The sequence below is a fragment of the Paraburkholderia sp. BR14374 genome, from assembly GCF_040948685.1.
Classification (GTDB): domain Bacteria; phylum Pseudomonadota; class Gammaproteobacteria; order Burkholderiales; family Burkholderiaceae; genus Paraburkholderia; species Paraburkholderia youngii.
Window position 1 is genome coordinate 1 of record NZ_JBFPKF010000004.1, and the last position, 22630, is coordinate 22630.

Below are 22630 nucleotides of genomic sequence, written 5' to 3' on the forward strand. Positions count from 1 at the left end.
TTCCAGGGGCTCGACGCGGCGCCCCGACGATGCCGAGCTGCGCCGGGTTCAGCGCGATCTGCACCGGGGTGCTCAGCGCGCCCGTGCGTGCGTCGTAGTTCAGGCGCACGCTGGTGACGGTGCCCACGTCGAAGCCGCGCAATTGCACGTCGGCACCACTCTTCAGGTCGCCCACCGCACCGTCGAAGCGCACCAGATAAGTGACGACCGGGCCGTGTCCCGGTGCGAGCGCTGGGCGGCGATCGACTCCGTCGAACCGCGACGCCGGTTTGCCGGGTCCGGGCTCCATCACGATCTCGGGGCCGGACAGCACGCCCTTGAGCGACGCTGGGTCGTTGAGGTCCACGTGGGCTCCGCGCAGAAAAAACTTTGTCTCGCTGCGCAGATACTTTTTTTCGGCGCGATCTATCTTGAGCTCGGCTTGCACGTGCTGGCCATCGGGCGCGAGCGTGATCTCCGAGACGGCGCCGACCTTCACGCCGCGCAGCGTGACGATCGTATCGTCGGGTTTCATGCCGTATGCGTTGTCGAAGGTGACCGTGACCGTCTCGTCCTGATGCGTCAGCGCGCGAACGCCGAGCCATCCGGCCATCGCGAAGGCTGCGATCGGCACCGCCCAGATCCAGCCGGGCCACGGGCTGCGCCGCACTTGGGCTTGCGAACGACGGGGACGCGTGCCGCTCATCGCTTGCTCCGCGGGTGGACGTCCCACATCAGACGCGGGTCGAATGCGCGCGAAGCGGCCATCGTCAGGAACACGACCAGCGCGAACGCGGTGGCGCCGATGGCCGGTCTGGCCGACGCGATGCCGTCGAACTGGATCAGCGGCACGAACGCGGCGATCGTGAACACGTCGACGAACGACCAACGTCCGAGTTCGTCGATCAGGCGATACAGATGCGCCTTGACCCGCAGATGCCGGCGCGAACGGCGCCGCACGGAGACAATGAACCAGCCCATGCCGACGATCTTCGCCACCGGAATGACGATGCTCGTGCAGATGATCAGGATGCCGAGCGGCCACAGGCCCACGTGGAACAGCTGGTAGACGCCGTCGATGACCCTGGTTGACTCGATGTGTCCGAGTTGCGTCGAACTGGTCATCGGAAAGACGTTGGCCGGGATCGTCAGTACGAGCGCGGCGAGCGACAGCGCAGCCGCGCGCACGACGGCGTCGGTTTTGCGAGCGCGCAACGTCAGCGCGCAACGAGGGCAGGGACGCCCCTCCTGCGACATCGGCACGACCAGATCGCAAACCGTGCAGGACAGCGGCGCTTCGTGTTCCGGCAACTCGTTGTCCGTGGCAATCGCGCGCCACACGGTTCTTCGATCGAGCGCCGCGCGCGTGAGCATCGACAATAGGGCCGCGGCGATGAAACAGTAGCCGCCTGGGGCGATCGTGCCGGTCAGATTCTGCGTCACCCGCGCGTAGCCGACGAAGCAGCCGACCAGATAGACGTCGGGCATGGCCCAGATATCGAGCGAGGTGGTCCAGCGAAACAGCGCGCCGATTGCCCTGGTACGCCAGCCGAGTTGTAGCGCGACGAGGGCGGCCACGAGGCCGCCAAAGCGTACGAATGGCAGCACGATGCCGAAGGTGCCGAGCAGTACCGCGAGAATGAACCAGCCGTCGTTCCACATCTGCACGATGCCCGACGACAGCACTGACGAGTGCTCGACGCCGAGCATGTGCACGTACATCAGCGGCGCGAGATTGGCCGGAAACAGCAGCACGAAGGTTGCGCTCGCGCAGGCGAGCGCCGCGGCCTGGCTTCGGCCGTTACGCCGCTCGAGCGGAAAGTGACAGGCGCGGCAACGCGCGTAGGTATCTGCGGCGAGCGGCGGGATGTCTTCGAGCGCGCCGCATTCGGGGCAGCCGATCGTCATGCGACGTTCTCCATCGGCTGTCCGCTTTCACGCGGGCAGTGTATTGCGAATGAGGTTTCGCCGATCATCCCTCGACCCCCGGCGCCAGTTGGCGCGTGAATGCACGGCAGGCGCGCTGGCACGCGCCAGCTCCATTTCCTCCACTAGCATTGCGCGTGCCCGGTTTGGCGTCCGGCTAAGCTGAGGGAGCGGCGTCCGCAATGATCAGCAGCCTCGAAGGCAGTGCGTCCGGATGGCCCGGCTTGAACCAGTTCATCTCGGGAATGCGCGAATCGGTCAGGTAGATCGTGCCGTCCGGCCCTTCGGCGAACGTATCCGGCCAGCGCAGGCCGCGCTCGTGCAGCAGCGTCGTCAAGGTCGCGCCGTCCCATACCTTCACCGCGTGTTCCTCCACCGCGGTAATCAGCAGGCGTCCCGCGCGGTCGATATGCAGCCCGTCGGCGGGGCGATGCTCGAGCACCTTCTCGACGCGATTGCCGACATCGTCGGCCGCGAGCGCGGTATCGCGAAGCGCTTCGGTGGGGACGCGGTAAAGCGTTTTGCCCTTCAAGGCCTGCCAGTACAGATAGAGTCCATCGCGAGTCAGCGCGATGCCGTCGGCCGAAAATTCGACGCCGCGTCCATCGGGACGCCGCAATGGTGCGCCGCCTGCATGCACGGTGACGCTCGGGTCCATTTGCGTCGATGGATGCCCGTCGAGCACGCGGCGCGCTTGACCGGTGCCGAGATCGACCACCACGATCGCGCCGCGTGTTCCGGAGTCCGTGATGTAGGCGAACCGGCCGTCGGGACTGATGCGCACATCATTAAGATAACTGCCCTGCGGCGCGATATCGGGCGTGAACGCGATGCAGCCGACGACGCTATCTGTCGCAAGATCGATGCGGACCAGTTTGGGGGCGCCCGGCACGACAAAGGACTGGGCCGGCGCGCCGGGGTCGAGTACCCACAGGTTGTTTTGCGAATCGCACAGCATTGCCTGCACGCAGACCCAGCGATCCTGCGAGTTCAACTCGTCACGCCTGGCGTTGCGCCAGCCGTTCCAGCGATCGTCGGGGTAAGGACGAACGTCGCCATCGGGCGTGAGTACGCCGACGGAGATCGGCGCGTCTTCTGTCCAGCGCGGGAAGTTGACGAAGATGCGTCCGTCCGCGGCGACGGCCACCCCGGTCACCTGATGCCCGAACGACGCAATCTCGCGCAGATGCGGCCGCGAGCCCTCGTCACCGGTGTTCGATGCAGGCGCGGCGGTCAGCGGAACCCGATCCGCGGCGGGTGGCGTGACGGAGTCTTTCATGGGCTGCCTCCGGGGCAGAGTGGAAATGTCCGTACTCAGCAAAGCGAATGCCGCGTGCAACGATAAAGTAGATCGTAATCCGTGAATCTTTCGGAAGGTATTCAACTTGAATTTGCGGATCGTTCTTTATGCATATTGTTTGAGTTTCGCGCGAGCAGAGAACGGCAGGTCGCGCAATAGGGAAAGCCGAGTTGTCGCGCAGTGCTCGATGCGGGCTGGCGCGTTAAAAGGCCGTGTAGGTGCCACGTGATTCATGGCAAAAAGCATTGCTTCGCGGCAGCATGCGGAGTCGCCGTAGCAGGCAGTCCATTTCGGCAACTTTGACTCTCAGGGTTTGTCCTGCCTCGCATTGGGACCCGCCGTGTCAGTGGTGCGCTACACCGCTCATTTGCAAAGAAAAAATAATGCCGGCGTCAAAGGAATGTGCTAGAAAATAACAATTGCACGCGCAGAGAAATAGCCACGCCTGCAAGTAAGAAATTCGGCTTTCAATACACTCTTAATCGGCCGCGAGGTGGATCATGAGAACAAGTGCGCTTTGGGGGCTCGGGGTGACGACGGTCGCTTCGGTGCTAACGCTGCAGTGTTATCCAGCGTGGGCCGACGGACCCGAAGCGGCGTATGCGTCCGACGACGCGGTGCCGGCCGGCTCGCTCAGTCCGAACGAGTACAAGGTCAATGCGGACGGCATGAAAGAAGATCCGAATGCGAAGATGTCTGACGTGGCCCGCGCATATCGCAACGGTTATATCAATCGCGGCAAGCAGGATCAGGCCGACTACGAGGCAATGATCGATTCGCACAATCATGGTCAGCGGCAACCCGCGAAGACCGACGTCGCGCGGGTCGACGTGCCGCCGCTGCCCCCGGGCGTCCCCGAAGACGACAACTCGAAGTACACGAGCATTCCGCCGCAGCCTCAGAAGCCGCAGCCGGTCCAGTACGCGCAGCGTCAGGTGCCGCAACCGCCGCCGCCGCAACAGCAATATCAGCAGGTCTACCAGCAGCCGCAATACGCGCCGCCGCCAATGCAATACCAGCAGGCGCCGGCCTACGCGCAGATGCAACCGGTCTACGACAACCCGCCGGTGTATGTGCGGCAGGACTATCCGCAGCCACCCGTGCAGTACGTGCCGGTTTATCCGCAGGCACAATACGAAGAAATGCCGCAGGTCGTGGAAACGGTGATTCAACCGGTCGCGCCTGTCGCTTATCAGGTTTATCATCCGCCGGTCTATTGGGCGCAGCCGCGCGTTTATGCGTATCGCGCGCCGCCGGTGTATGGCTATCGTATGTGGCGCTGAGGTATTGCGGCGAATTCTCGCGCATCGATTGAATGGTCGATACAAGGTACTCAGCCCGGCGCATTCGTGCCGGGCTGAGTACTTTCTTTTATTCGCTTTGTGCTAGTGACCGCTGGCTCCTCGGGTGCGCACATTCAGATGGTTAATCACCTGCCGGACTCCGCGCACCGATCTCGCGACACTGCCCGCGCGTTGCACCTGGGCGCGCTGCGGCACCCAACCAGTCAGCGTCACGATACCGCGGCGCGCCTGCACGTGAATCGCCGTCGCATGCAGGTTCGGTGTGCGTGCGAGAGCGCGCCGCACGTCGCGCGCGAGTTCGCTATCGGGCCTGTTGCGAGCCGGCGACGCTGCGATGGTTTGGCTTTGCGCGGAAGCATCGTCCGGCATGCCGCCACCAGTTTGTGCATTCGCACAGGTCGCAGTGCCGATCGCAATCGCTGCCGCGGCAATTGCGCCCATTATGCTGTTCACGCTGACTTTACTCACATCTCCTCCTGTACCGGAAATTGGCCGTATATGGGTTCCGACTAATGCGGTTGCCGGTTGTCCAATAGCGCGTCCGTGGTGACGACCGTGCAGTACTCTTGATCGAGATTCGCCAGCGACATCGCATGGACGTCGTCGGCACTGCGCAGCGTTCCGTTCCAGTCGGCCCGTGCAAAAGTGAAACAGCCGTCGGCCACGAGATAGGTATCGAAGCCGAGATTGCCGGCCATCCGCACCGTGGCCTCGACCGAGTTGTTGGTGATGACACCCGCCACGACCAGGGTCGTGTGGCCGGCGGCGCGCAGGCGGTCTTCCAATCCGGTGCCGATGAACGCGTTATTGGTGCGTTTCGCGATCACCGGCTCGCCGGGCAACGGCAGGTTCGACGCCTTGAATTCGTGTCCCGGCTGACCCGGCCGATAGTGCGACCCAGGCTCCGTCGAGTCGTGTCGCACATGCCACACCGGCCAACTCCGGCTGCGCCAATGCGCGAGCAGGCGGCTCACCTGCTTCTCGGCTGCGGGGTTGTTGCGTTCGCCCCAACTCGGATGATCGATCGCGCGTTGCAGATCGATCAGCAACAGTACGGCGCCGGCGGAAGGAGCGGAAGAGCGCATGGGTCGAATGAGTCTGTGTAGGTGTCGATATGCTTCTGGCAGACTTTACCGTATTGGCGCCATCAATAGCCTGTATGATGGCGGGCTCGCGCCCGGACCGGAGCCCCGCGCGTGCGGCTTGCGCGGACCGCGCGCCGTCTGCCGCGCCCAGCCGGCCGCAACGCATCCATTCACGATGACCCAGAGGAAGACCGCCATGACGGCTGCAACGCAATTCGACCAGGTTTCTGTTGTCAAACGAGCCAATGTGTACTTCGACGGCAAGTGCGTGTCGCACACCGTGCTGTTCGCCGACGGCACGCGCAAGACGCTCGGCGTGATCCTGCCCGGCACGCTGAACTTCGGCACCGACGCGCCGGAACTGATGGAAGTGCAGGCGGGCAAGTGCCGTATCCGTCTCGACGGCAGCGACGAGTGGAAGACCTATGGCGCGGGCGAATCGTTCTCGGTGCCGGGCAAGAGCCGCTTCGATATCGATGTGGTCGAAACGCTCGACTACGTTTGCAGCTATCTGTAAACGGTTTTAGGCGCGCGTGACGGCTTGGGCAATGGGCCCGAGCCATCCCTGCTCAAATGTGTTGAAGCGACAACACGCAAGCATTCGCGAGTGCATGCGTGAGCCAGGTGCTCAGAACGGGCCGTCCCTTACGCTTCGCTTCGACGATGAACACCGTCGCCAGCACCACCGCACCCAATAGAATCGACGCGACCGCACGATCGACGTAACCGTGCATCAGCGTGAACAACGCGATCGACCCCACCGCGGCAATCCGCCACGACAAACGAAAAATGCCGTTAATGAGCCGAATGGGCAGCCATTGTCCGACGATCGTCTCCGGCAACGGCATCAGGATGACGATAAAGAACACCTGAACCACGATCGGCTTATCGGCGAGCGGGATTGTATGCGGCGCCGGCGCGCCCCACAGCGCGTATTGAGCGAATATCAGCGCGATCTGCCCGAAAAACATGATTGCCGCGCCGCCGATTATCAGCCCCCATCGGGGCACCTCGTTCCAGCTCCTTTTTGTTGAAACCGTCAGCGCGTGCAATGTGGGCTCCATTCGCAATTGGCAGGATCTCAGGCCGGCTCTTTTGCCAGAATCTCCTCGATCACCTGCACGAATTGCTCGACCGGTTGGCCGCCCGTCACCAGATAGCGGCGGTTGAAAATGATCGACGGCACCGATTGAATGCCCATTTCCTGATTGTTCTTTTCCGCTTCGCGAACTTCAGTGGCATACGCGCCGCTCGTCAGCACTTCGCGCGCTTCACTGGCGTCGAGTCCGACCGACTGTGCAGCCTCGACCAACACGTCATGATTGCTCGGATTCTTGCCGTCGGCGTGATACGCGCGCAATAGCGCGAGCTTCAGCGGTAACTGTTGGCCCTTCAGGCCGGCCCAATGCAGCAGGCGGTGCGCATCGAACGTGTTGTAGGTACGGGTGCGCGGACCGAAATCGAAGCCGACGCTCGCGCCGCGTTCGCGGATCATCGCTTGCGTTTCGGCGATCTGCGCGGCCGTGCGGCCGTATTTCTTGCCGAGATACTCGACGATGTCTTCGCCGTCCGGTCCCATCTGCGGATTCAGTTCGAACGGATGCACGACGATGCGCGCATCGATCTTGTCCTGAAGCCGCGCGAGCGCGAGTTGCAGCGACGACAGGCCGATCGCGCACCAGGGGCAGGCGATGTCGGAAACAAAATCGATGGTGAGCTGCTGTTTCATGGTTGTCCCTGGAGATAATGAATCGGGTTGCGGCCGTGCGAATGCGGCTGCAACTATACCGACAGCGTAGCGTGAATCGTGCGCCCGTGCAGTGCTGCCGAATTTGACCGCAAGACCCGGAGTGTTTTCCCGCCGCCACGCTCGTACACTAAGCTCATCGAGCTATCTACTTTCACGGCGCGGGTAACGAGCCCCGCCGCGCACTCATCGACGATGAACGCAATCGCTCCTACCCAAACGATCGACCAACGCGTCGACGCCCTCGACTGGCCGCGGATCGAACACGACCTGGATCAGTACGGCTGCGCCGCCGTGCCGCAACTGTTGACGCCGCGCGAATGCGACGCGCTGAGCGCGCTTTATCCACGCGATGCGCTGTTTCGCAGCCGCATCGTAATGGCGCGCCACGGCTTCGGCCGCGGCGAATACAAGTACTTCGCATATCCGCTGCCGCCGCTCGTCGACGGCTTGCGCGGTGCGCTGTATCCGCACCTCGTGCCGGTCGCGAACCGCTGGAATAGGGCGATGGGCATCGACGTGCGCTATCCGCCGAAGCACGCGGAATTCATTCGACGCTGCCATGACGCCGGCCAGGTGCGTCCGACGCCGCTGATCCTGCAATACGGCGAGGGCGATTACAACTGCCTGCATCAGGATTTGTACGGCGAACACGTGTTCCCGCTGCAGGTCGCGGTGCTGCTGTCGGAGCCGGGGCGCGACTTCACGGGCGGCGAGTTCGTGATGACCGAGCAGCGTCCGCGCATGCAGTCGCGCGCCGAAGTCGTGCCGCTCGCGAAGGGCGACGCGGTCGTGTTCACAGTGAACAGCCGGCCGGTGCAGGGCACGCGCGGGCCGTATCGCGTGAATCTGCGGCATGGCGTGAGCCGCCTGCGTTCGGGGCATCGGCATACGGTCGGCATCATCTTTCATGATGCGCTGTGAGGATCGAGGCCGGCGTAATAGCGCAACACTGCGCGCCGTGAGACGATAAGGTCCACGATTGCAGCGATCCGCCGCCATTGTCGTAAGACCCGTCACCTCGTCCCATGGAAAACCTGCTCAAGAAACTCGATCTCACTTCGCTGCGTCTGTTCGTCGCCGTTTGCCAGGAGCGCAATATCGCGCGCGCGGCGGAGCGCGAGTTCATCGCGTCGTCGGCGGTGAGCCGGCGCATCGCCGAGATCGAGGCGATGATCGGCGTGCCGGTGATTCAGCGGCAGTCGCGCGGCATTACCGTGACGCCGGTCGGCGAGACCGTGCTGCGCTACGCGCTCGCGATCATCGGCAATATCGAGCAGATGAGCGCGGAGTTGTCGCGCTTTTCGACGGGCGTCAAAGGGCGCGTGAGGGTGGTCGCGAATCTGTCGTCGATCGTGCAGTTTCTGCCCGAAGACGTCGCCGCGTTCGGCCGCGCGTTCCCGGATGTATCGATCGAACTCGAAGAAGAAAACAGCGCGGACGTGCTGCGTATCGTCGACGAACATGGCGCGGACTTCGGCATCTGCAATCCGGTCGCGGGCAGCGAGGCGTTCGAGCAGGTGCCGTACCGGCAGGACCGGCTCGCGGTGCTCGTGCCGGGCGGGCATCGGCTCGCTAGCGCCGCACGGGTGAGCTTCGACGATCTGTTGCACGACAGCTTCGTCGGCTTGCGCAGCGAAAGCGCGCTCACGCGCCTGCTCGCGCAGCAGGCGGCGAGCGCGGGGCGGCAGCTCGACGTGCGGATGCGCGTGAGCAGTCTCGATGCGCTGTGCCGGATGGTGCATGCGGGGCTCGGCATCGCGATCGTGCCCGAGCCAGTCGGGCTGCTCTACGTGAACACGCTCGACGTGCGGCTGCTGCCGCTTGCCGATGCGTGGGCGGAGCGTCATCTGATCATCATCTTCAAGGCGCGCGAGCAGTTGAGCGCGAGCGCGGCCGCGCTGGTGTCGTTCCTCGGCAATCAGCCTTAGACAATCCCTCGCACGCACGCCGCGCCGCGGCTCCACAGTCGAGCATTCGCGAAACGAGACGGCAGCGTTGCCGCACCGGCACTTCGGCATCGGCCTTGCGCGCCGTATAGTGGGCGCAAGGAGAATGCAGCGATGAGCGATACGATTCGTTTGGACGGCCGCGTGCTGTACCTGTCGCAAGACCCGGCCGTGATCGAGGCGCAACTGGCCGGCGAAAACTTCACGCGCGAGACGGCGGGGCCGTTGCGCGACAACGTGTCGACCGACGAGATCACGCCCGTCACCGTGATGCTCACCTATGACGAGCGCCTTGGCCGGTACCCGTACGTCGGCTTCAAGGCGGGCGAACGTCTGCCGATCGGCCGCAACGCGGTGAAGGACGGCGGCTTTCGCGTGACCGTGGCGGGCAAGCGCTACGGCAAGGGCTCGTCGCGCGAATCGAGCCCGCTCGCGGAGTTGTCGGCGGGCATCCGGCTGATCGTTGCGGAGAGCTTCGAGCGTATCTATCAGCAGAACTGCGACAACATCGGCATTCTGACCACGACGGATTTTTCCGTGCTGGATCGCCTGCTCGCGGGCGAAGCGGTGCCGATCGACGAATTCCTGAAGGGCCGCGACGCGCTCACCCAGCAAATCATCCGCAGCGGCGGCTTGCTCGCATATAGCAAGTTCGCGGACTGGCCCGCGCCGGGAGAGCGTGCGAGCGCTGCCCCGAACGACGCGCCGTGCGCCGAGCCGAAAACGCTGGTCGAGAAAATCATCGACCGTCATCTGCACCCCGGCACCGCCAGCGCGCAGCGCGGCGACGGCGTGTTCATCGCCGCCGACTGGCGCTTCAGCCACGACTATTTCACCGGCATGTGCGCGCATCTGATGCATCGCGCGTTCGGCAAGCCCGCGCCGCTGCATGCGCCCGATCACATCATCGCGTTCCAGGATCATCTGGTGCTCGCGCCGCAGAGCATCCCGCACGTGCGCGACGGTCTGCTGCCGGGCGTCGCGAATCTGATGGAAGGCCACACATCGTTTTCGCGCGACTACCCGGTGCGCTCGCACGGCGCGCTCGATGGCGTGCCCGGCTCCGAGGGCATCTGTCATGCGTTGATGGCCGAGCAGTACGCGTTGCCGGGGCAGGTTGCGTGCGGCACCGATTCGCATACGCCGCATTCGGGCGCGCTCGGCTGCCTCGCGTTCGGCGCGGGCGCGACCGATATCGCCAATAGCTGGGTCACCGGCTACGTGCGCTGCAAGGTGCCGGAGACGCTGCGCATCGAAATCGACGGCCGCTTGCGCGACGGCGTGACCGCGAAGGACGTCGTGCTGCATCTGCTGCGGATGGACGCGATCCGCTCGGGCGGCGCGATCGGCCTCGTATTCGAATACGGCGGCGCGGCGGTGCGCGCGATGTCGATCGACGAACGCGCGACGCTGACCAACATGGTCGCGGAGCTCGGCGGCTTCACCGGCATCGTCGAGCCGGACGAGCGCACGGCCGCGTTCCTGAAGGAGCGGCGCGGCATCGATTTCGTGATGGAAGACTGGATGAAAAGCGATGCCGGCGCGACCTATCGCGACACGATCCATATCGATGCGAACGCGATCGAATCGATGCTCGCGCGGCCGGGCGACCCCGGCAACGGCGTGCCGGCGCCGCGGCTCGAACAGGACGTCGCGATCGATATTGCGTACGGCGGCTCGTGCACCGCGGGCAAGCGCGAGGACTTCGATTTCTATCACGAGGTGCTGCGCTGGGGCGTCGACCACGGCCTGCGCGTGTCCGAGCGCACGCGTCTGTATCTGCAATTCGGCACGATGGCGGTGCGCGCGTATTGCGAGGAGCAGGGCTATCTGCCGGTGTTCGAGCGCGCGGGCGTGACGCTCGTGATGCCTGGCTGCGGCTCGTGTGCGAACTGCGGACCGGGACAATCGGCCAAGCCGGACGACGTGACGATCAGCGCGATCAACCGTAATTTCCCCGGCCGTTCGGGGCCGGGCGACGTGTGGCTCGCGAGCCCGTATACGGTCGCGGCGAGCGCGCTGGCCGGGAAAATCACCACGTTCGAACAATTGCAGCACGCGCACGGCTAGAATGCTGGCCGAACTCCGGCCGGGGCATCGTGGCGCGTGCGATGCGCGACCAAACGCAAGGCCGGCATCGGACCGGCCGCGGCGAGCGATCAGCGTTGCCGCAAAAGCAGTCGCAACAGAAGGAGACAGACAACATGGCATCCCCCGATCACGCGGGGTCCGTCGCGCGCAGCGGCGGCAACGCGGCGCATCCCACCGACGCGGCCCGCAGCGCCGCCCGCAGCACCGCCGCTCAGGCGGCGGGCCATGCAGCGCTCGACGCCGGCAGTATTTCGGCGCGCCTCGACCGCTTGCCCGCCACGCGCTCCATCTGGAAGCTCGTGGTGCTGCTGAGCCTTGGCTTCTTCTTCGAACTCTACGATCTGCTGTACTCCGGCTATGTCGCGCCGGGCCTCGTGAAAAGCGGCCTGCTGAGCGCGACCACGCGCGGCCTGTTCGGCTCGACCGGCGTCGCGAGTTTCATCGCCGCGCTGTTTAGCGGCCTCTTTATCGGCACGATCGCGTGCGGTTTCCTCGCGGATCGCTTCGGGCGGCGCGCGGTGTTGACGATCTTCAATGTCTTCCAGACGGTCGGTTTCTATGGCTTCGCGAACTGGGTGCCGACGCTGCTGATCAAGCAGGGCATCACGATCACGACGAGCCTGATGTATTCGAGCGTGATCGCGTTGGCTGCGCCGATCGGTCCGATCATGGGGCTCTTTATCGGCGATCGCTTCGAGCGCAAGACGGTGATCGTCGTGATGGCCGGCGCCAATATCGTGTGCGGGTTGTGGTTCAGTCAGGCATCGGGTGCGGTGCTGCTGGTGAGCTTGGGGGTGTGCCTGACACTGGCCGGCAACATCATTTCGTACAGTTATCACGCGTATCAGACGGAACTGTTTCCGACCAGCATCCGGGCGCACGCGGTCGGCTTCGTCTACTCGTGGAGCCGTTTTTCCGCGATTTTCACGGCCTTTCTGATCGCGGCCGTGTTGCGCTACTTCGGGACGACCGGCGTGTTCGTGTTCATCGCGGGTGCGATGCTGATCGTGATGCTGGCGATCGGTTTGATGGGACCGCGTACAAAAGGGCTTGAGCTGGAAAAAATCTCGAGATAGAGGGGCAAGAACATCTCTCAGCGCAGGGTCGCTCAGCGGCATAGCCGAGCGACCGCACCGGATACGTCCGCTTTTCAGACGACGCTCTTTCCGCTGGTTGCGTCACTTGACGGTGACCGTCCCCTTCATCCCCGCCTCGAAATGCCCGGGTTGCAGGCAGGCAAAATCGAAGACGCCAGCGTGGGAAAATCGCCTCGTCAGATCACCGGTTTGCCCGGGTTCGACCGTCACGCTGTTGGCGTCGTGATCCATCATGTCTGGCATCGCATGCATCATGTCGGCGTGCTCCTTCAGTTCCTGTTTCGAGCCCAGCGTCATCTCGTGACGTACGTTGCCGGCGTTCTTGACAACGAAGCGGATCGTCTCGTCTTTCTTCACAGCGATCGTCGGCGGCTCGAAGCGCATGGAGTCGAGCATCGTGACGGTGATCGTGCGCGTAGCGTCCTTCGCGTGGCCAGGTTTGCCGACGGATAAGGCTTCATCATTTCCGTGGGCCAGCGCAGTGGAAGTCACCAGGGCAAGCAACAGACCGGCAGCAGCAAGCATTGACTTGAACATCATCGAATCCCCCTTTCCGGCTTGCCCGCACGCGGAGGGAAGCCCGCCTCGCGCAGCGCAGAACCGATCTGTTCTTGCGGCGCGGAAGTTTGGACATGCACGAGCCGGGTTGGCGGATCCGCCGTGATGATCGCGCTCGGATCGATCGACTGAATCGCGCGGCTCACGGCGCGTGCACAACCGCCGCAGGTCATGTTATCGAGGTGGAACTGCATGGAGAACTCCTGTTGAAAAGGAGTTCTGAGCTTACACATTGCCATCGTTGGAAGGTCAAGCGACACGACGGGGCAGTAAGGACGCGGACTCCAACCAATGTTCCGATGATCGCCACAGGAATCCGGATACTTCTGCGCCTGAAGGCCATGCCGGGCACCAGCACGATAATGGCCATGCGACTTTGACCACTACAACGCAATTGAAGGCTTCGCCTGCCAAAGACAAGGCTTGTTGCGCCGCAACACAGTAAGGTCCGGCGCGATGCTGATCGCGATGTTGCCGATTGTATTGACGGGGGCTGAAGACGAAAGGGCTCGAAATCGAGCAGATATCGACATGGCTTATACGATCGATGGAATGCGCAGTCAGACCGTCGGTCTTCCTGCAAGGTGCGGTCCAGCGCCGCTTCAGGTCCCGACCGGACGGATCGACAGCGCGTTCCTGACCGAAGTCACGCCGGGTACCCCTTTCGCCACCTCGGTTGCCCGGTCGCTCTGTGCCTGGAGCGGTACGCTGCCCTGCAGCGTGACAGCACCATCGCGGGCGCGAACCGTAATATTGGCCGTCGAGATGCTCCTGTCTCTCACCAGCGCATTTCGAACCTGACGTTGTAGCGCCCGGTTCGCTGCTTTCATCGACTTGTAATGCGATCGGGCTTCAGGCGTCGTGGTCGGTGCAGACTCGGGGGCGTTAGCGTTGCTCGCCTGCGCATAGGCGTGAATCGAACCCGAAATCAGAAGGGCGGTACTGACCAGTCTGACGGCTTGGATTGCTTTCATGCATCTTCTCCTGTCGTTGCAGATCGTTGGGCTACAGACTCAGGTATATCGCACAGCGTCCCCGCAATGTTTCCGGGGCGGATCAAATGGCACTATAGGACAATAAAGGGTTAGGTCAAGAGACAATGCAAATCCAGTCAATTGCACGGACAAGCGACGATTTGGAATACTTCGAATTATGATGGCGCAATTCCGCGGATAGGATTGCAAATCAAAACCAAGGATTAGTTTTTTTCCGCCTTTAATCATGGATTACCTATGCCTAATTGACATATTTAGCCATCCCCGATGTGGCGGCACGGTCACAACTCCGGCATAAAAGCGCCCTTCGATGGAGAGGCTGAACCGCCGTGCGTGGTGAAGTAGGCAATTCGTCCATGGTCGCGGCCGCACGCTCGCCGCCACGATCAGAACAACTGTTTCTGGCCCGACATCAGCGTCGTGAAATCGTCGCGCAGCAACGGCAGAATCGCGTCGGCGACCGGCTGTAATTGCCGCGTCACATAGTGCTCGTAGTCGATCGCCGAGCGCAGTGTTTCGAGCGGCTCGGGGCCGGCCACCGTAATCACGTAGCTGATCCAGCCGCCGTTCTGATATTGCAGCGGACGTCCCTGCTGGCGATTGAACTCATCGGCGACGCGTGCCGCGCGCACATGAGGCGGCACGTTGCGCTCGTAGGCGTCGATCGGTCTGCGCAGCTGCTTGCGATAAACCAGCTGATCGTCGAGCCGGCCCGCGAGCGTATCGCGCACATAGTCGCGCACGTAATCCTGATACGGCTGCTGCTTGAAGATGCGCCGATACAGCTCCTGCTGAAACTGCTGCGCAAGCGGCGTCCAATCGGTGCGCACGGTTTCGAGACCTTTGTAGACCACGTCCTCGCGCCCGTCAGGCAATACCGTAAGGCCTGCGTAGCGTTTCTTGCTGCCTTCCTCGGCACCGCGCACCGTCGGCATGAAAAAGCGCCGGTAGTGCCGCTCGAATTGCAGTTCCAACGCACTGTCGATACCGAAGCGCGCCTGCAGCTTCTGCCGCCACGCCGCGTTGATATGTTCGACGAGCGCGCGGCCGATGCGCGCGGCGTCTTCCTCGTCGTGCGCGTGCCTGAGCCAGACGAAGGTCGAGTCGGTGTCGCCATAAATCACTTCGTAGCCTTGCGCCTCGATCAGCTCGCGCGTCGTATGCATGATCTCGTGGCCGCGCATCGTGATCGACGACGCCAGCCGCGGATCGAAGAAGCGGCAGCCGGTCGAGCCGAGCACGCCGTAGAACGCGTTCATGATGATCTTCAGCGCCTGCGACAGCGGCTTGTTGTGCTCGCGCTTGTGCGCTTCGCGTGCCTGCCAGACCTGCGCGACGATCGACGGCAGGCAGTGGCGCGTGCGTGAGAAGCGCGCGCCGAGAAAGCCCGGCACCGAGTGCGCGTCGTCGGGATGCAGCATGCCTTCGACGAGGCCGAGCGGGTCGATCAGAAACGTGCGAATGATCGACGGGTACAGGCTCTTGTAGTCGAGCACGAGCACCGAGTCGTAGAGGCCGGGCCGCGAGTCCATCACGAAGCCGCCGGGGCTCGCGGCGCCGGCCACGTCGCCGAGATTCGGCGCGACATAGCCCTGCCGATGCATGCGCGGCATGTACAGATGCGTGAATGCCGCGACCGAGCCGCCGCTGCGATCGGCGGGCAGGCCGGTCACGGTTGCGCGTTCGAGCAGGAACGGCAGCAGCTCGGTCTTCGCGAAGACGCGCGTGACGAGCTCGCAGTCCTTCAGGTTGTAGCGCGCGAGCGCGGGCTTGTCTTCGTCGAAGCGGCGCTGGATTTCGTCCATGCGCTGATACGGATTGTCGATCGCCTTGCCTTCGCCCAGCACCGAACGCGACACATATTCGAGGCTGAACGATGGAAAGCTCCACGTCGCCGACCGCAATGCCTCGATACCGTCGATGACCCAACGACCCGCCACACCCGCGAAAAAATGATTGCGTGTCACGCCATGTTCGCGCCACTCCATCACCGCGCCGCCGCGGCCGATGCGCAGCGGCACGCGATACTGCTCGGCATGCTGTTGCAGCACCTTCAGATCGAACTGCACCAGGTTCCAGCCGATGATCGCATCGGGATCGTGCCGCTCCATCCAATCGATCAGTTTTTCGAGCAGTTGCGCGCGGGTTTCGCAGTATTCGAGCTTGAAGTCGAGGGCGTCGGCGGGGTTGCCATTCGGCGGCCCAAGCATATACACCTGCCGCTCGCCGCAGCCTTCGAGCGCGATCGAATAAAGCTCGGCATGCGCGCTCGTTTCGATGTCGAGCGATACGAGCTTCAACGGTGGACGATATCCGTTGGCCGGTTTGAGCTCGCCATCGAGCCAGGGGCCCTGGTTCTGCGGCACGCCGCTGAACCACACCGGCGCGGTGATGAAGCGCTCCATCATGTAGCGCTCGGGCGGCTGGATATCGGCCTCGTAGACATCGACGCCGCCTTCTCGCAAGCGCTTTTCGAAGCCCTTCAATTGCCGGTAGTGCGCACAGTAAAGCCCGCTGACCGGCCGATGCTGGAAGTCGTGCAATTCGAGCGGACGCAGATCGAGCGGCGCGTCGCGGCGCAGGATCGTTTCGGCGCGTTCGCGATGTTCGGCCGGAATGAAGGCAACGGACGGCTGAGGGCGCAGACGGATGTGGCGCGGCCCGCTGTCCGTCGCCAGCCAGAACTCGATTTCCGTGCCGGCGGGCGTGTCCCGCCAATGCCGGGTCAAAATGAAACCCTGCTCGAACTCAGTCAAACTTCCACCTTTTAAGCGGCGCAATCGCCTTGCGAGATTTTACCGCCGCGGGCAACGACTTTGAGCGGGCAAAGAAAAGGGCGCTTCGCATTGAAGCGCCCCAAGCAACACGGCTTTATTTCTTTAAAGCCGGTTTAGTTCGGTTCCGGTCGCTCAGGCTTCGAGCGCGAGTGTCGCGAACGTGGCGAGCCAGTGCTCGCCCATGTAGTCGCCCGCCACATGCGGCAGCGCGCAGCGCAGATGACGCTCGGCCGCATCGAACAACAGGGTGCGCCGCACGTCGCCGGCGGGCAGCGCACGCGCGAGCGCACGCTGGCACCACGCGCGGCTCAGATTGAGGCCGTCCAGATGCGCAATCTTGCCGTCGCTGCGATCGGTGACGGTGACCGGTTCGAACAGCGTCGCCGGCTTTTTCGCGCCGAGGTCCGGCAGGAATCGTCCGAACCAGTCGGCGAACTGCGCGGACGGCAACACGCGCCGCATCAACTCCGCTTCCATCAGCGACGGCGACAGGAACTCGTCGCCGGCCGGCTCCCACGCCTGACAAGCGACGTCGTCCAGATACCAGCGCTCCGCGGTGCTGACGATCAGCGCCTCGAGCGATTCGCGCGAGGTGTGCCGCGCGAAATCGAGTGTCAGTGCGAGTGCGAACGCCATGTTGAAGTGCGTGCCGACGCGCAGCGGATAGGTCGCTTTCGGCAGGAACTCCTCGAAACGTTCGACGAACGTCTCGGTGAGCGGCGCGAACGTCTTCGACCAGCGCGCGGCTTCGGAGATTTTCATCGACTGCAACTGCGTGCTGAGCGCGAGCAGCCATGCCCAGCCATACGGCCGCTCGAAGCCGCGGTTGTGCGGCAGGTCCAGATACGCGAGTTCGCCGGCGACGTTCGCCTCGGTGAAATGCTCGTCGACCACGGCGACGATGCGCGCGGCCTCCGGCAGATCGGGGAAGCGTTCGAGCAGATGCAGGATCAACCAGTAGCCGTGCACACAGGAATGCCAGTCGTAGCTGCCGTAGAAGATCGGATGCAGGGCGCGCGGACCCTGCACGTCCTGCGGCCCTGCGAGCGAGTGCGTGAGCTTGCTCGGGTATTCGCGCGTGAGGTGAGCGAGCGCGACATTGGCGAATTTCGACGCGAATTCGCGGGTGAGCTGGATGGTCATCGGCGGCTCCTCAGAAGCGCAATACGAACAGGTACAACAGTATGGTGTTGACGATCGGCAATAGTAAAGCGGTCGACCATTGCGGCTTGATCACGCCGATCGCGCCGATCGCGCCGAGAATCGCGAGTTGCCGTTGAACTGATGCACGATCGGCGGCGCGTGCCGGAAGCGCTCAGCCCGTGTTGATTCCCTCCGACGTCAACTGCCGCAACTGCTCCAGCAGCTTGACCGCCGGACTCGGCAGGATGCCCTGGCGCCGCCGGAACGCGGTCAACGTGCGCCGCCCGACCACACCCGGCACGCCGAGCGTATCGAACACGCCGGCCTTGCTCTCGGTCACGTACATCGTCGACGCCATCCAGCTCAGAAAGCCCGAACGCGCAACCAGACTCTTCAGCGCCGTGACCGAGCGCGTTTCGACGACGACGTTCGGCAGTCCCAGCCCGCGCTCCGCAAACACGCTCTGCATGTGCTCGAACGGCCCGGTGCCGCGCGGCGGAATCGCCCAGCGCTCGCCCAGCGTGTCGGCGAGCGTGAGGCCGGACTTGCGGCGCAGCGGATGATCGAGCGCGGCGACCACGTAGCTCGCGTCTTCCCAGCGGCAGTCGGCGATCGCGGTGATCTCGTCGGTATCGGGCACGGCCATGCTGAGCGCGAGATCGATCTGACGTTTGACGAGTGCATCCGCGAGCCGGTCCCACACCCCCTCGATGATCTCCACGCGCAGGTTCGGCCACTTCGTCAACACGCCGCTGACCGCGAGCGGCAACAGCAGGCTCGCGATGCTGCCCACCGCGCCGACGCGGATCGTGCCGCGCGCAAGGCCGCGCATCGCGTCGATTTCCTCGCGCGCCTGTTCGGCTTCGCGTTGCAACAGGATCGCGTGCGGCAGCAGTGCTTCGCCGACCGCGGTCAGATGCATGCCGCGCGAGTGCCGCTCGAACAGCGGCGCACCGACCTGTTCCTCGAGACGGCGGATGGTCCGGCTCAGCGCCGGCTGGGTGATGTGCAGCGCTTCGGCCGCGCGTCCGAGGCTGCCGCTCTCGACGATCACCGCGAATGCCTGCAGTTGTTGAAGGTTGTAAGTCATGCCAAAAGGTAATGCCTTTTAGCGAATTAGGCAATTTTCGGTTACCCGGGCGGCCGTGATAATGGCCTGTCGATCTTTCGCGCTCATCACACAGGAGGCCTCGCATGACAGGCAGCGCGCCGCAGGACAAGCCAGCACACACGAAAGAGCAGGGCACCCAATGGACCGTACGCGACGCGGTCATCGACTTTGCGCGCCGCGTCGGCATGACGTCCATCTTCGCGAACCCCGGCTCGACCGAGCTGCCGATGTTCCGCGATTTCCCCGCGGATTTCCGCTACGTGCTCGGTCTTCAGGAAGCAGTCGTGGTCGGCATGGCCGACGGTTACGCACAGGCGACCGGCAACGCGGCGCTCGTGAACCTGCATTCGGCGGCGGGCGTTGGCAACGCGATGGGCAATATCTTCACCGCGTTTCGCAACCGCACGCCGCTCGTCGTCACCGCGGGTCAGCAGGCCCGCTCGATCCTGCCGTTCGACCCGTTCCTTGCCGCGACCCAAGCGACCGAATTGCCGAAGCCCTACGTGAAATGGAGCATCGAGCCGGCCCGCGCGCAGGACGTGCCGCTCGCGATCGCGCGTGCGTACGCGATCGCGATGCAGGAGCCGCGCGGCCCGGTGTTCGTATCGATCCCCGCCGACGACTGGGATCAGCCGGCCGAACGGGTGGCCGATCGCGAGGTCGCGCACATCATGCGTCCCGATCCGGCGATGCTGGAGCGCATCGGCGCGGTGCTAGACGCGTGCGAACGGCCCGCATTCGTGGTGGGCGGCGCGGTCGATCGCGCGGATGCAGCGGCGGAAGTCGTCCGGCTCGCGGAGCGGCACGCCGCGCGCGTCTACGTCGCGCCGATGACCGGGCGTTGCAGCTTCCCCGAAACGCATCGGCTGTTCGCGGGCTTTTTGCCGGCGATGCGCGAGCGCATCGTCGAGATGCTCGGCGCACACGACGCGATCTTCGTGGTCGGCGCGCCCGCGTTCACGTATCACGTCGAAGGCAGTGGTCCGCATGTGCCGCCGGGCACGCGGCTGTGTCAGTTGATCGACGATCCGGGCGTCGCGGCATGGACGCCGCAAGGCATCGTAGCGGTCGGCAATCTGCGGCTCGGTGTGCAGGACCTGCTCGCGCGCGCCGCGCCCAAAGCGCGCGAATTGCCTGCGCCGCGCGCCGCGGCGCCGCGTGCGCTGCCGCCGGCGCAAGGCGAGCGGATGTCGGTCGCCTTCGCGCTGCAGACACTCGCCGAAGTGCGCGATCCCGATGGCATCGTCGTCGAGGAAGCGCCGAGCTCGCGGCCCGTCATGCAGACCTATCTGCCGATCGCGCGCCCCGGCACTTTCATGACGATGGACAGCGGCGGCCTCGGCTACGGCATGCCGGCTGCCGTCGGCGTCGCGCTGGCGCGGCCGGGGCAGCGCGTGATCGCGCTGATCGGCGACGGTTCGAGCATGTACTCGATCCAGGCGATCTGGAGCGCGGTGCAGATGCAGTTGCCGATCACGTACGTGATTCTGAACAACACGCGCTACGCGGCGCTGCAGGATTTCGCGCCGGTGTTCGGTTTCGCGCCGAACGAGACCGTGCAGGGCACGGATTTGCCGGGGCTCGACTTCGTGACGATCGCGGCGGGCATGGGTTGCCCGGGCGCGCGCGTCAGCGAGGCCGCTGAACTTGCCGGCGTGTTGCGTCGCGCGCTGACCGACGCTGACGGGAAAAGCGGTCCAGCGCTCGTCGAGGCGATCGTCGCGTAACGGCATTTCCGATTCACGAGAAGAAGGGAGTCCTACGATGAAGAACGTATCGATGCTGATCGGCGGCGAACAGGTACAGGCGCGCAACGGCGCGAGCTTCGAGCGCCGCAATCCGCTCGACGGCGAAGTCGCGTCGCGCGCGCCGGCCGCGACCGTCGAAGATGCCATCGCCGCGGTCCGACCGTGCACGACGAAGCGCAGATGCCGTTCAGCGGCGTGAAGGCGAGTGGCTTCGGCCGCTTCGGCGGCAAGGCGGGGATCGCGGAATTCACCGATCTGCGCTGAATCACGCTGCAAACGACGCCGCGTCACTATCCGTTCTAACGGACGACATCAAAAAATCGAACAACGCGCGCGCAGCGCAAACAAAGGAGACATGTCGATGAATTACGTTCCTCCCGCTTCGGCCGCGCCCTCGACCTCGACCGCGCGCGACGATGCGGCGCTCGCCGGCATTGCGCGCGGCGGCAACACGGTCGACATCGGTCATGCGCTCGACGACGGCCCGTATACGTTGCTGCAGAAAATCGCGGTGGTGCTCGCGGCGCTGTCGATCGTCGTCGATGGTTTCGACAGCCAGCTGATCGGCTTCGCGATTCCGATGCTGATCAAGGAGTGGGGCATCACGCGCAATGCGTTTGCGCCGGTGGTCGCGTCGGGGCTGATCGGCATGGGCATCGGCAGCGCGTTCGCGGGGCTGTTCGCCGATCGCTTCGGCCGCCGCTGGGCCGTGATCGGCAGCGTGTTCGTGTTCGGTCTCGCGACCTGCGCGATCAGTCTGGCGCCGAACGTCGGGGCCATCGCGGCGCTGCGTTTTATCGCGGGGCTCGGCATCGGCGGCGCGCTGCCGACGTCGACGACGCTGACCGCCGAGTTCACGCCCGCGCGTTTTCGTACCTTCGCGGTCACGGCGACCATTCTGTGCGTGCCGCTCGGTGGCATGGCCGCGGGACTGTTCGCCGGGCAGGTGCTGCCGGTTTATGGCTGGCGCGGTCTGTTCGTCGCGGGTGGGGTGCTGCCGCTCGTGCTCGGCATCGTGCTCGTCGCCGCGCTGCCGGAATCGCCGCGGTTTATGGCGCGCCGTCCGCATCGCTGGCCAGAACTCGCGAAGCTGCTGCGGCGCATGGCCCGCGACGTGTCGGCCGATACGAGCTTTACCGACGTGCGCGAACAAAGCGCCGAGAAACACGTCGGCTTCACCGCGCTGTTTCGCGATGGCCGTTCGCGCGACACCGTCGCGATCTGGGGCGCGTTCTTCATGTGCCTGCTCGCGGTGTACGCGGCATTCAGCTGGCTGCCGTCGATGCTGACGAGCGAGGGTTTGAGCGTGTCGCTCGCGGGCTATGGCCTGAGCGCGTACAACCTTGGCGGCGTAATCGGCGCGGTGCTGTGCGCGCTGGCGATCGGGCGCTATGGCTCGCGCTGGCCGCTGCTGCTGTGCTGCGCGGGCGGCGTCGCGAGCGCATGGATGCTGCTCGGCGTCAGCGCGACACAGCATACGGCGTTGATGATCGTCGGCCTCGGCTTGCATGGGCTGTTCGTCAATGCGGTGCAATCGACGATGTACGCGCTGTGCGCCTACGTCTATCCGACCGGCGTGCGGGCAACGGGCACCGCATCGGCACTCGCGGTCGGCCGCGTCGGAGCGATTCTGAGCGCGTTCGCGGGCGCCGCGGTGATCACGGCCGGCGGCGCATCGGGCTATCTGCTGATGCTCGGTATCGCGATGGTCATCGTGCTGATCGCGCTGGCGGTGGTGCGGCGGCATATTCCGCGGCGAGGCGCCGCGGCCGTGCGCTGATCGATGCGAAAGGCGGTCGCGATGCGCCGGCTTACGTAGC

General features: G+C 64.4%; 22 protein-coding genes and 2 pseudogenes. 10 read left to right on the forward strand and 14 right to left on the reverse strand.

The genetic code is table 11. The features are described 5' to 3' along the window. The 3 genes from AB3X86_RS10205 to AB3X86_RS10215 form a co-directional block, all read right to left on the reverse strand. The coding region (locus tag AB3X86_RS10205) for an MlaD family protein (RefSeq protein ID WP_368595864.1) at positions 1-685 on the reverse strand (685 nt) is incomplete at its 3' end. Beyond that, complete coding sequence (locus tag AB3X86_RS10210; RefSeq protein ID WP_368595865.1) at positions 682-1887, reverse strand: paraquat-inducible protein A; 1206 nt, start codon at positions 1885-1887, stop codon at positions 682-684. The genes AB3X86_RS10210 and AB3X86_RS10205, both read right to left, overlap by 4 nt. Positions 1888-2062: 175 nt before the next feature. Then, entirely contained in the window at positions 2063-3184 is a 1122-nt protein-coding gene (locus AB3X86_RS10215) for an L-dopachrome tautomerase-related protein (protein ID WP_368595866.1), read from the reverse strand. A 521-nt stretch (positions 3185-3705) separates the two neighbouring features. Between AB3X86_RS10215 and AB3X86_RS10220 the strand changes: the two genes are divergently transcribed. Further along, positions 3706-4488, forward strand: coding sequence for a hypothetical protein (locus AB3X86_RS10220; protein ID WP_368595867.1), 783 nt, complete (start codon positions 3706-3708; stop codon positions 4486-4488). A gap of 102 nt (positions 4489-4590) precedes the next feature. On the opposite strand, the gene AB3X86_RS10225 is transcribed toward AB3X86_RS10220, so the two are convergent. Beyond that, a complete protein-coding gene (locus AB3X86_RS10225; RefSeq protein WP_368595868.1) occupies positions 4591-4977 on the reverse strand; it encodes a BON domain-containing protein in 387 nt (128 codons plus the stop codon). Between the two features lie 41 nt (positions 4978-5018). Continuing rightward, positions 5019-5594, reverse strand: coding sequence for a cysteine hydrolase family protein (locus tag AB3X86_RS10230; RefSeq protein WP_368595869.1), 576 nt, complete (start codon positions 5592-5594; stop codon positions 5019-5021). A gap of 196 nt (positions 5595-5790) precedes the next feature. Here AB3X86_RS10230 and AB3X86_RS10235 point away from each other — a divergent pair, with 196 nt between their 5' ends. Further along, positions 5791-6111 (forward strand): pyrimidine/purine nucleoside phosphorylase, encoded by a 321-nt coding sequence (locus AB3X86_RS10235; protein WP_008917257.1) that lies wholly within the window; start codon positions 5791-5793, stop codon positions 6109-6111. A 52-nt stretch (positions 6112-6163) separates the two neighbouring features. Here the strand turns inward: AB3X86_RS10235 and AB3X86_RS10240 are convergent, their stop codons facing one another. Together AB3X86_RS10240 and AB3X86_RS10245 are read right to left on the reverse strand one after the other, a co-directional pair. Beyond that, on the reverse strand, positions 6164-6565 hold the full coding sequence (locus AB3X86_RS10240) for a CPBP family glutamic-type intramembrane protease (RefSeq protein ID WP_368595870.1): 402 nt from the start codon (positions 6563-6565) through the stop codon (positions 6164-6166). 110 nt (positions 6566-6675) lie between these two features. Then, positions 6676-7323: a DsbA family oxidoreductase gene (locus AB3X86_RS10245; RefSeq protein ID WP_368595871.1), complete on the reverse strand. Its 648-nt coding sequence runs from the start codon at positions 7321-7323 to the stop codon at positions 6676-6678. Between the two features lie 213 nt (positions 7324-7536). Here AB3X86_RS10245 and AB3X86_RS10250 point away from each other — a divergent pair, with 213 nt between their 5' ends. From AB3X86_RS10250 to AB3X86_RS10265, 4 genes are all read left to right on the forward strand, one after another. Next, on the forward strand, positions 7537-8265 hold the full coding sequence (locus AB3X86_RS10250) for a 2OG-Fe(II) oxygenase (RefSeq protein WP_368591243.1): 729 nt from the start codon (positions 7537-7539) through the stop codon (positions 8263-8265). A 104-nt stretch (positions 8266-8369) separates the two neighbouring features. Further along, a complete protein-coding gene (locus AB3X86_RS10255; protein ID WP_368595872.1) occupies positions 8370-9272 on the forward strand; it encodes a LysR family transcriptional regulator in 903 nt (300 codons plus the stop codon). 132 nt (positions 9273-9404) lie between these two features. Continuing rightward, positions 9405-11360 (forward strand): aconitase family protein, encoded by a 1956-nt coding sequence (locus AB3X86_RS10260; protein WP_368595873.1) that lies wholly within the window; start codon positions 9405-9407, stop codon positions 11358-11360. Positions 11361-11494: 134 nt separating this feature from the next. Then, positions 11495-12457: an MFS transporter gene (locus AB3X86_RS10265; RefSeq protein ID WP_368595874.1), complete on the forward strand. Its 963-nt coding sequence runs from the start codon at positions 11495-11497 to the stop codon at positions 12455-12457. 102 nt (positions 12458-12559) lie between these two features. Here AB3X86_RS10265 and AB3X86_RS10270 read toward each other — a convergent pair whose 3' ends face one another. From AB3X86_RS10270 to AB3X86_RS10300, 7 genes and pseudogenes are all read right to left on the reverse strand, one after another. After that, positions 12560-13018, reverse strand: coding sequence for a plastocyanin/azurin family copper-binding protein (locus AB3X86_RS10270; RefSeq protein WP_368595875.1), 459 nt, complete (start codon positions 13016-13018; stop codon positions 12560-12562). Next, positions 13015-13230 carry a heavy-metal-associated domain-containing protein gene (locus tag AB3X86_RS10275; protein WP_176106486.1) on the reverse strand — a complete coding sequence of 72 codons (216 nt, stop codon included), beginning with the start codon at positions 13228-13230 and terminating at the stop codon, positions 13015-13017. The genes AB3X86_RS10270 and AB3X86_RS10275 overlap by 4 nt, the downstream gene beginning before the upstream one ends. A gap of 408 nt (positions 13231-13638) precedes the next feature. Continuing rightward, entirely contained in the window at positions 13639-14010 is a 372-nt protein-coding gene (locus AB3X86_RS10280; protein WP_368595876.1) for a BON domain-containing protein, read from the reverse strand. 407 nt (positions 14011-14417) lie between these two features. Beyond that, the gene (locus tag AB3X86_RS10285; RefSeq protein WP_368595877.1) at positions 14418-16787 is read right to left on the reverse strand and encodes a DNA polymerase II; all 2370 of its coding nucleotides are present in this window, start codon (positions 16785-16787) and stop codon (positions 14418-14420) included. Positions 16788-16940: 153 nt separating this feature from the next. Continuing rightward, entirely contained in the window at positions 16941-17951 is a 1011-nt protein-coding gene (locus AB3X86_RS10290) for a DUF2891 domain-containing protein (protein WP_368595878.1), read from the reverse strand. Between the two features lie 10 nt (positions 17952-17961). Further along, positions 17962-18107 (reverse strand): annotated as a pseudogene (locus AB3X86_RS10295) (DUF979 domain-containing protein); the annotation flags it as partial. A gap of 16 nt (positions 18108-18123) precedes the next feature. Further along, positions 18124-19041 (reverse strand): LysR family transcriptional regulator, encoded by a 918-nt coding sequence (locus tag AB3X86_RS10300; RefSeq protein ID WP_368595879.1) that lies wholly within the window; start codon positions 19039-19041, stop codon positions 18124-18126. A 104-nt stretch (positions 19042-19145) separates the two neighbouring features. Here AB3X86_RS10300 and mdlC point away from each other — a divergent pair, with 104 nt between their 5' ends. The 4 genes and pseudogenes from mdlC (at position 19146) to AB3X86_RS10320 (ending at position 22590) form a co-directional block, all read left to right on the forward strand. Next, positions 19146-20789, forward strand: a complete 1644-nt coding sequence (gene mdlC / locus AB3X86_RS10305; RefSeq protein WP_368595880.1) for a benzoylformate decarboxylase — start codon at positions 19146-19148, stop codon at positions 20787-20789. Positions 20790-20826: 37 nt separating this feature from the next. Continuing rightward, on the forward strand, positions 20827-21009 hold the full coding sequence (locus tag AB3X86_RS10310; RefSeq protein WP_368595881.1) for a hypothetical protein: 183 nt from the start codon (positions 20827-20829) through the stop codon (positions 21007-21009). After that, positions 20952-21074: pseudogene (locus AB3X86_RS10315) on the forward strand (aldehyde dehydrogenase family protein); the annotation flags it as partial. The gene AB3X86_RS10310 and the pseudogene AB3X86_RS10315, both read left to right, overlap by 58 nt. Before the next feature lie 97 nt (positions 21075-21171). Next, positions 21172-22590, forward strand: coding sequence for an MFS transporter (locus tag AB3X86_RS10320; protein ID WP_368595882.1), 1419 nt, complete (start codon positions 21172-21174; stop codon positions 22588-22590). The last annotated feature ends 40 nt before the right edge of the window (positions 22591-22630 follow it).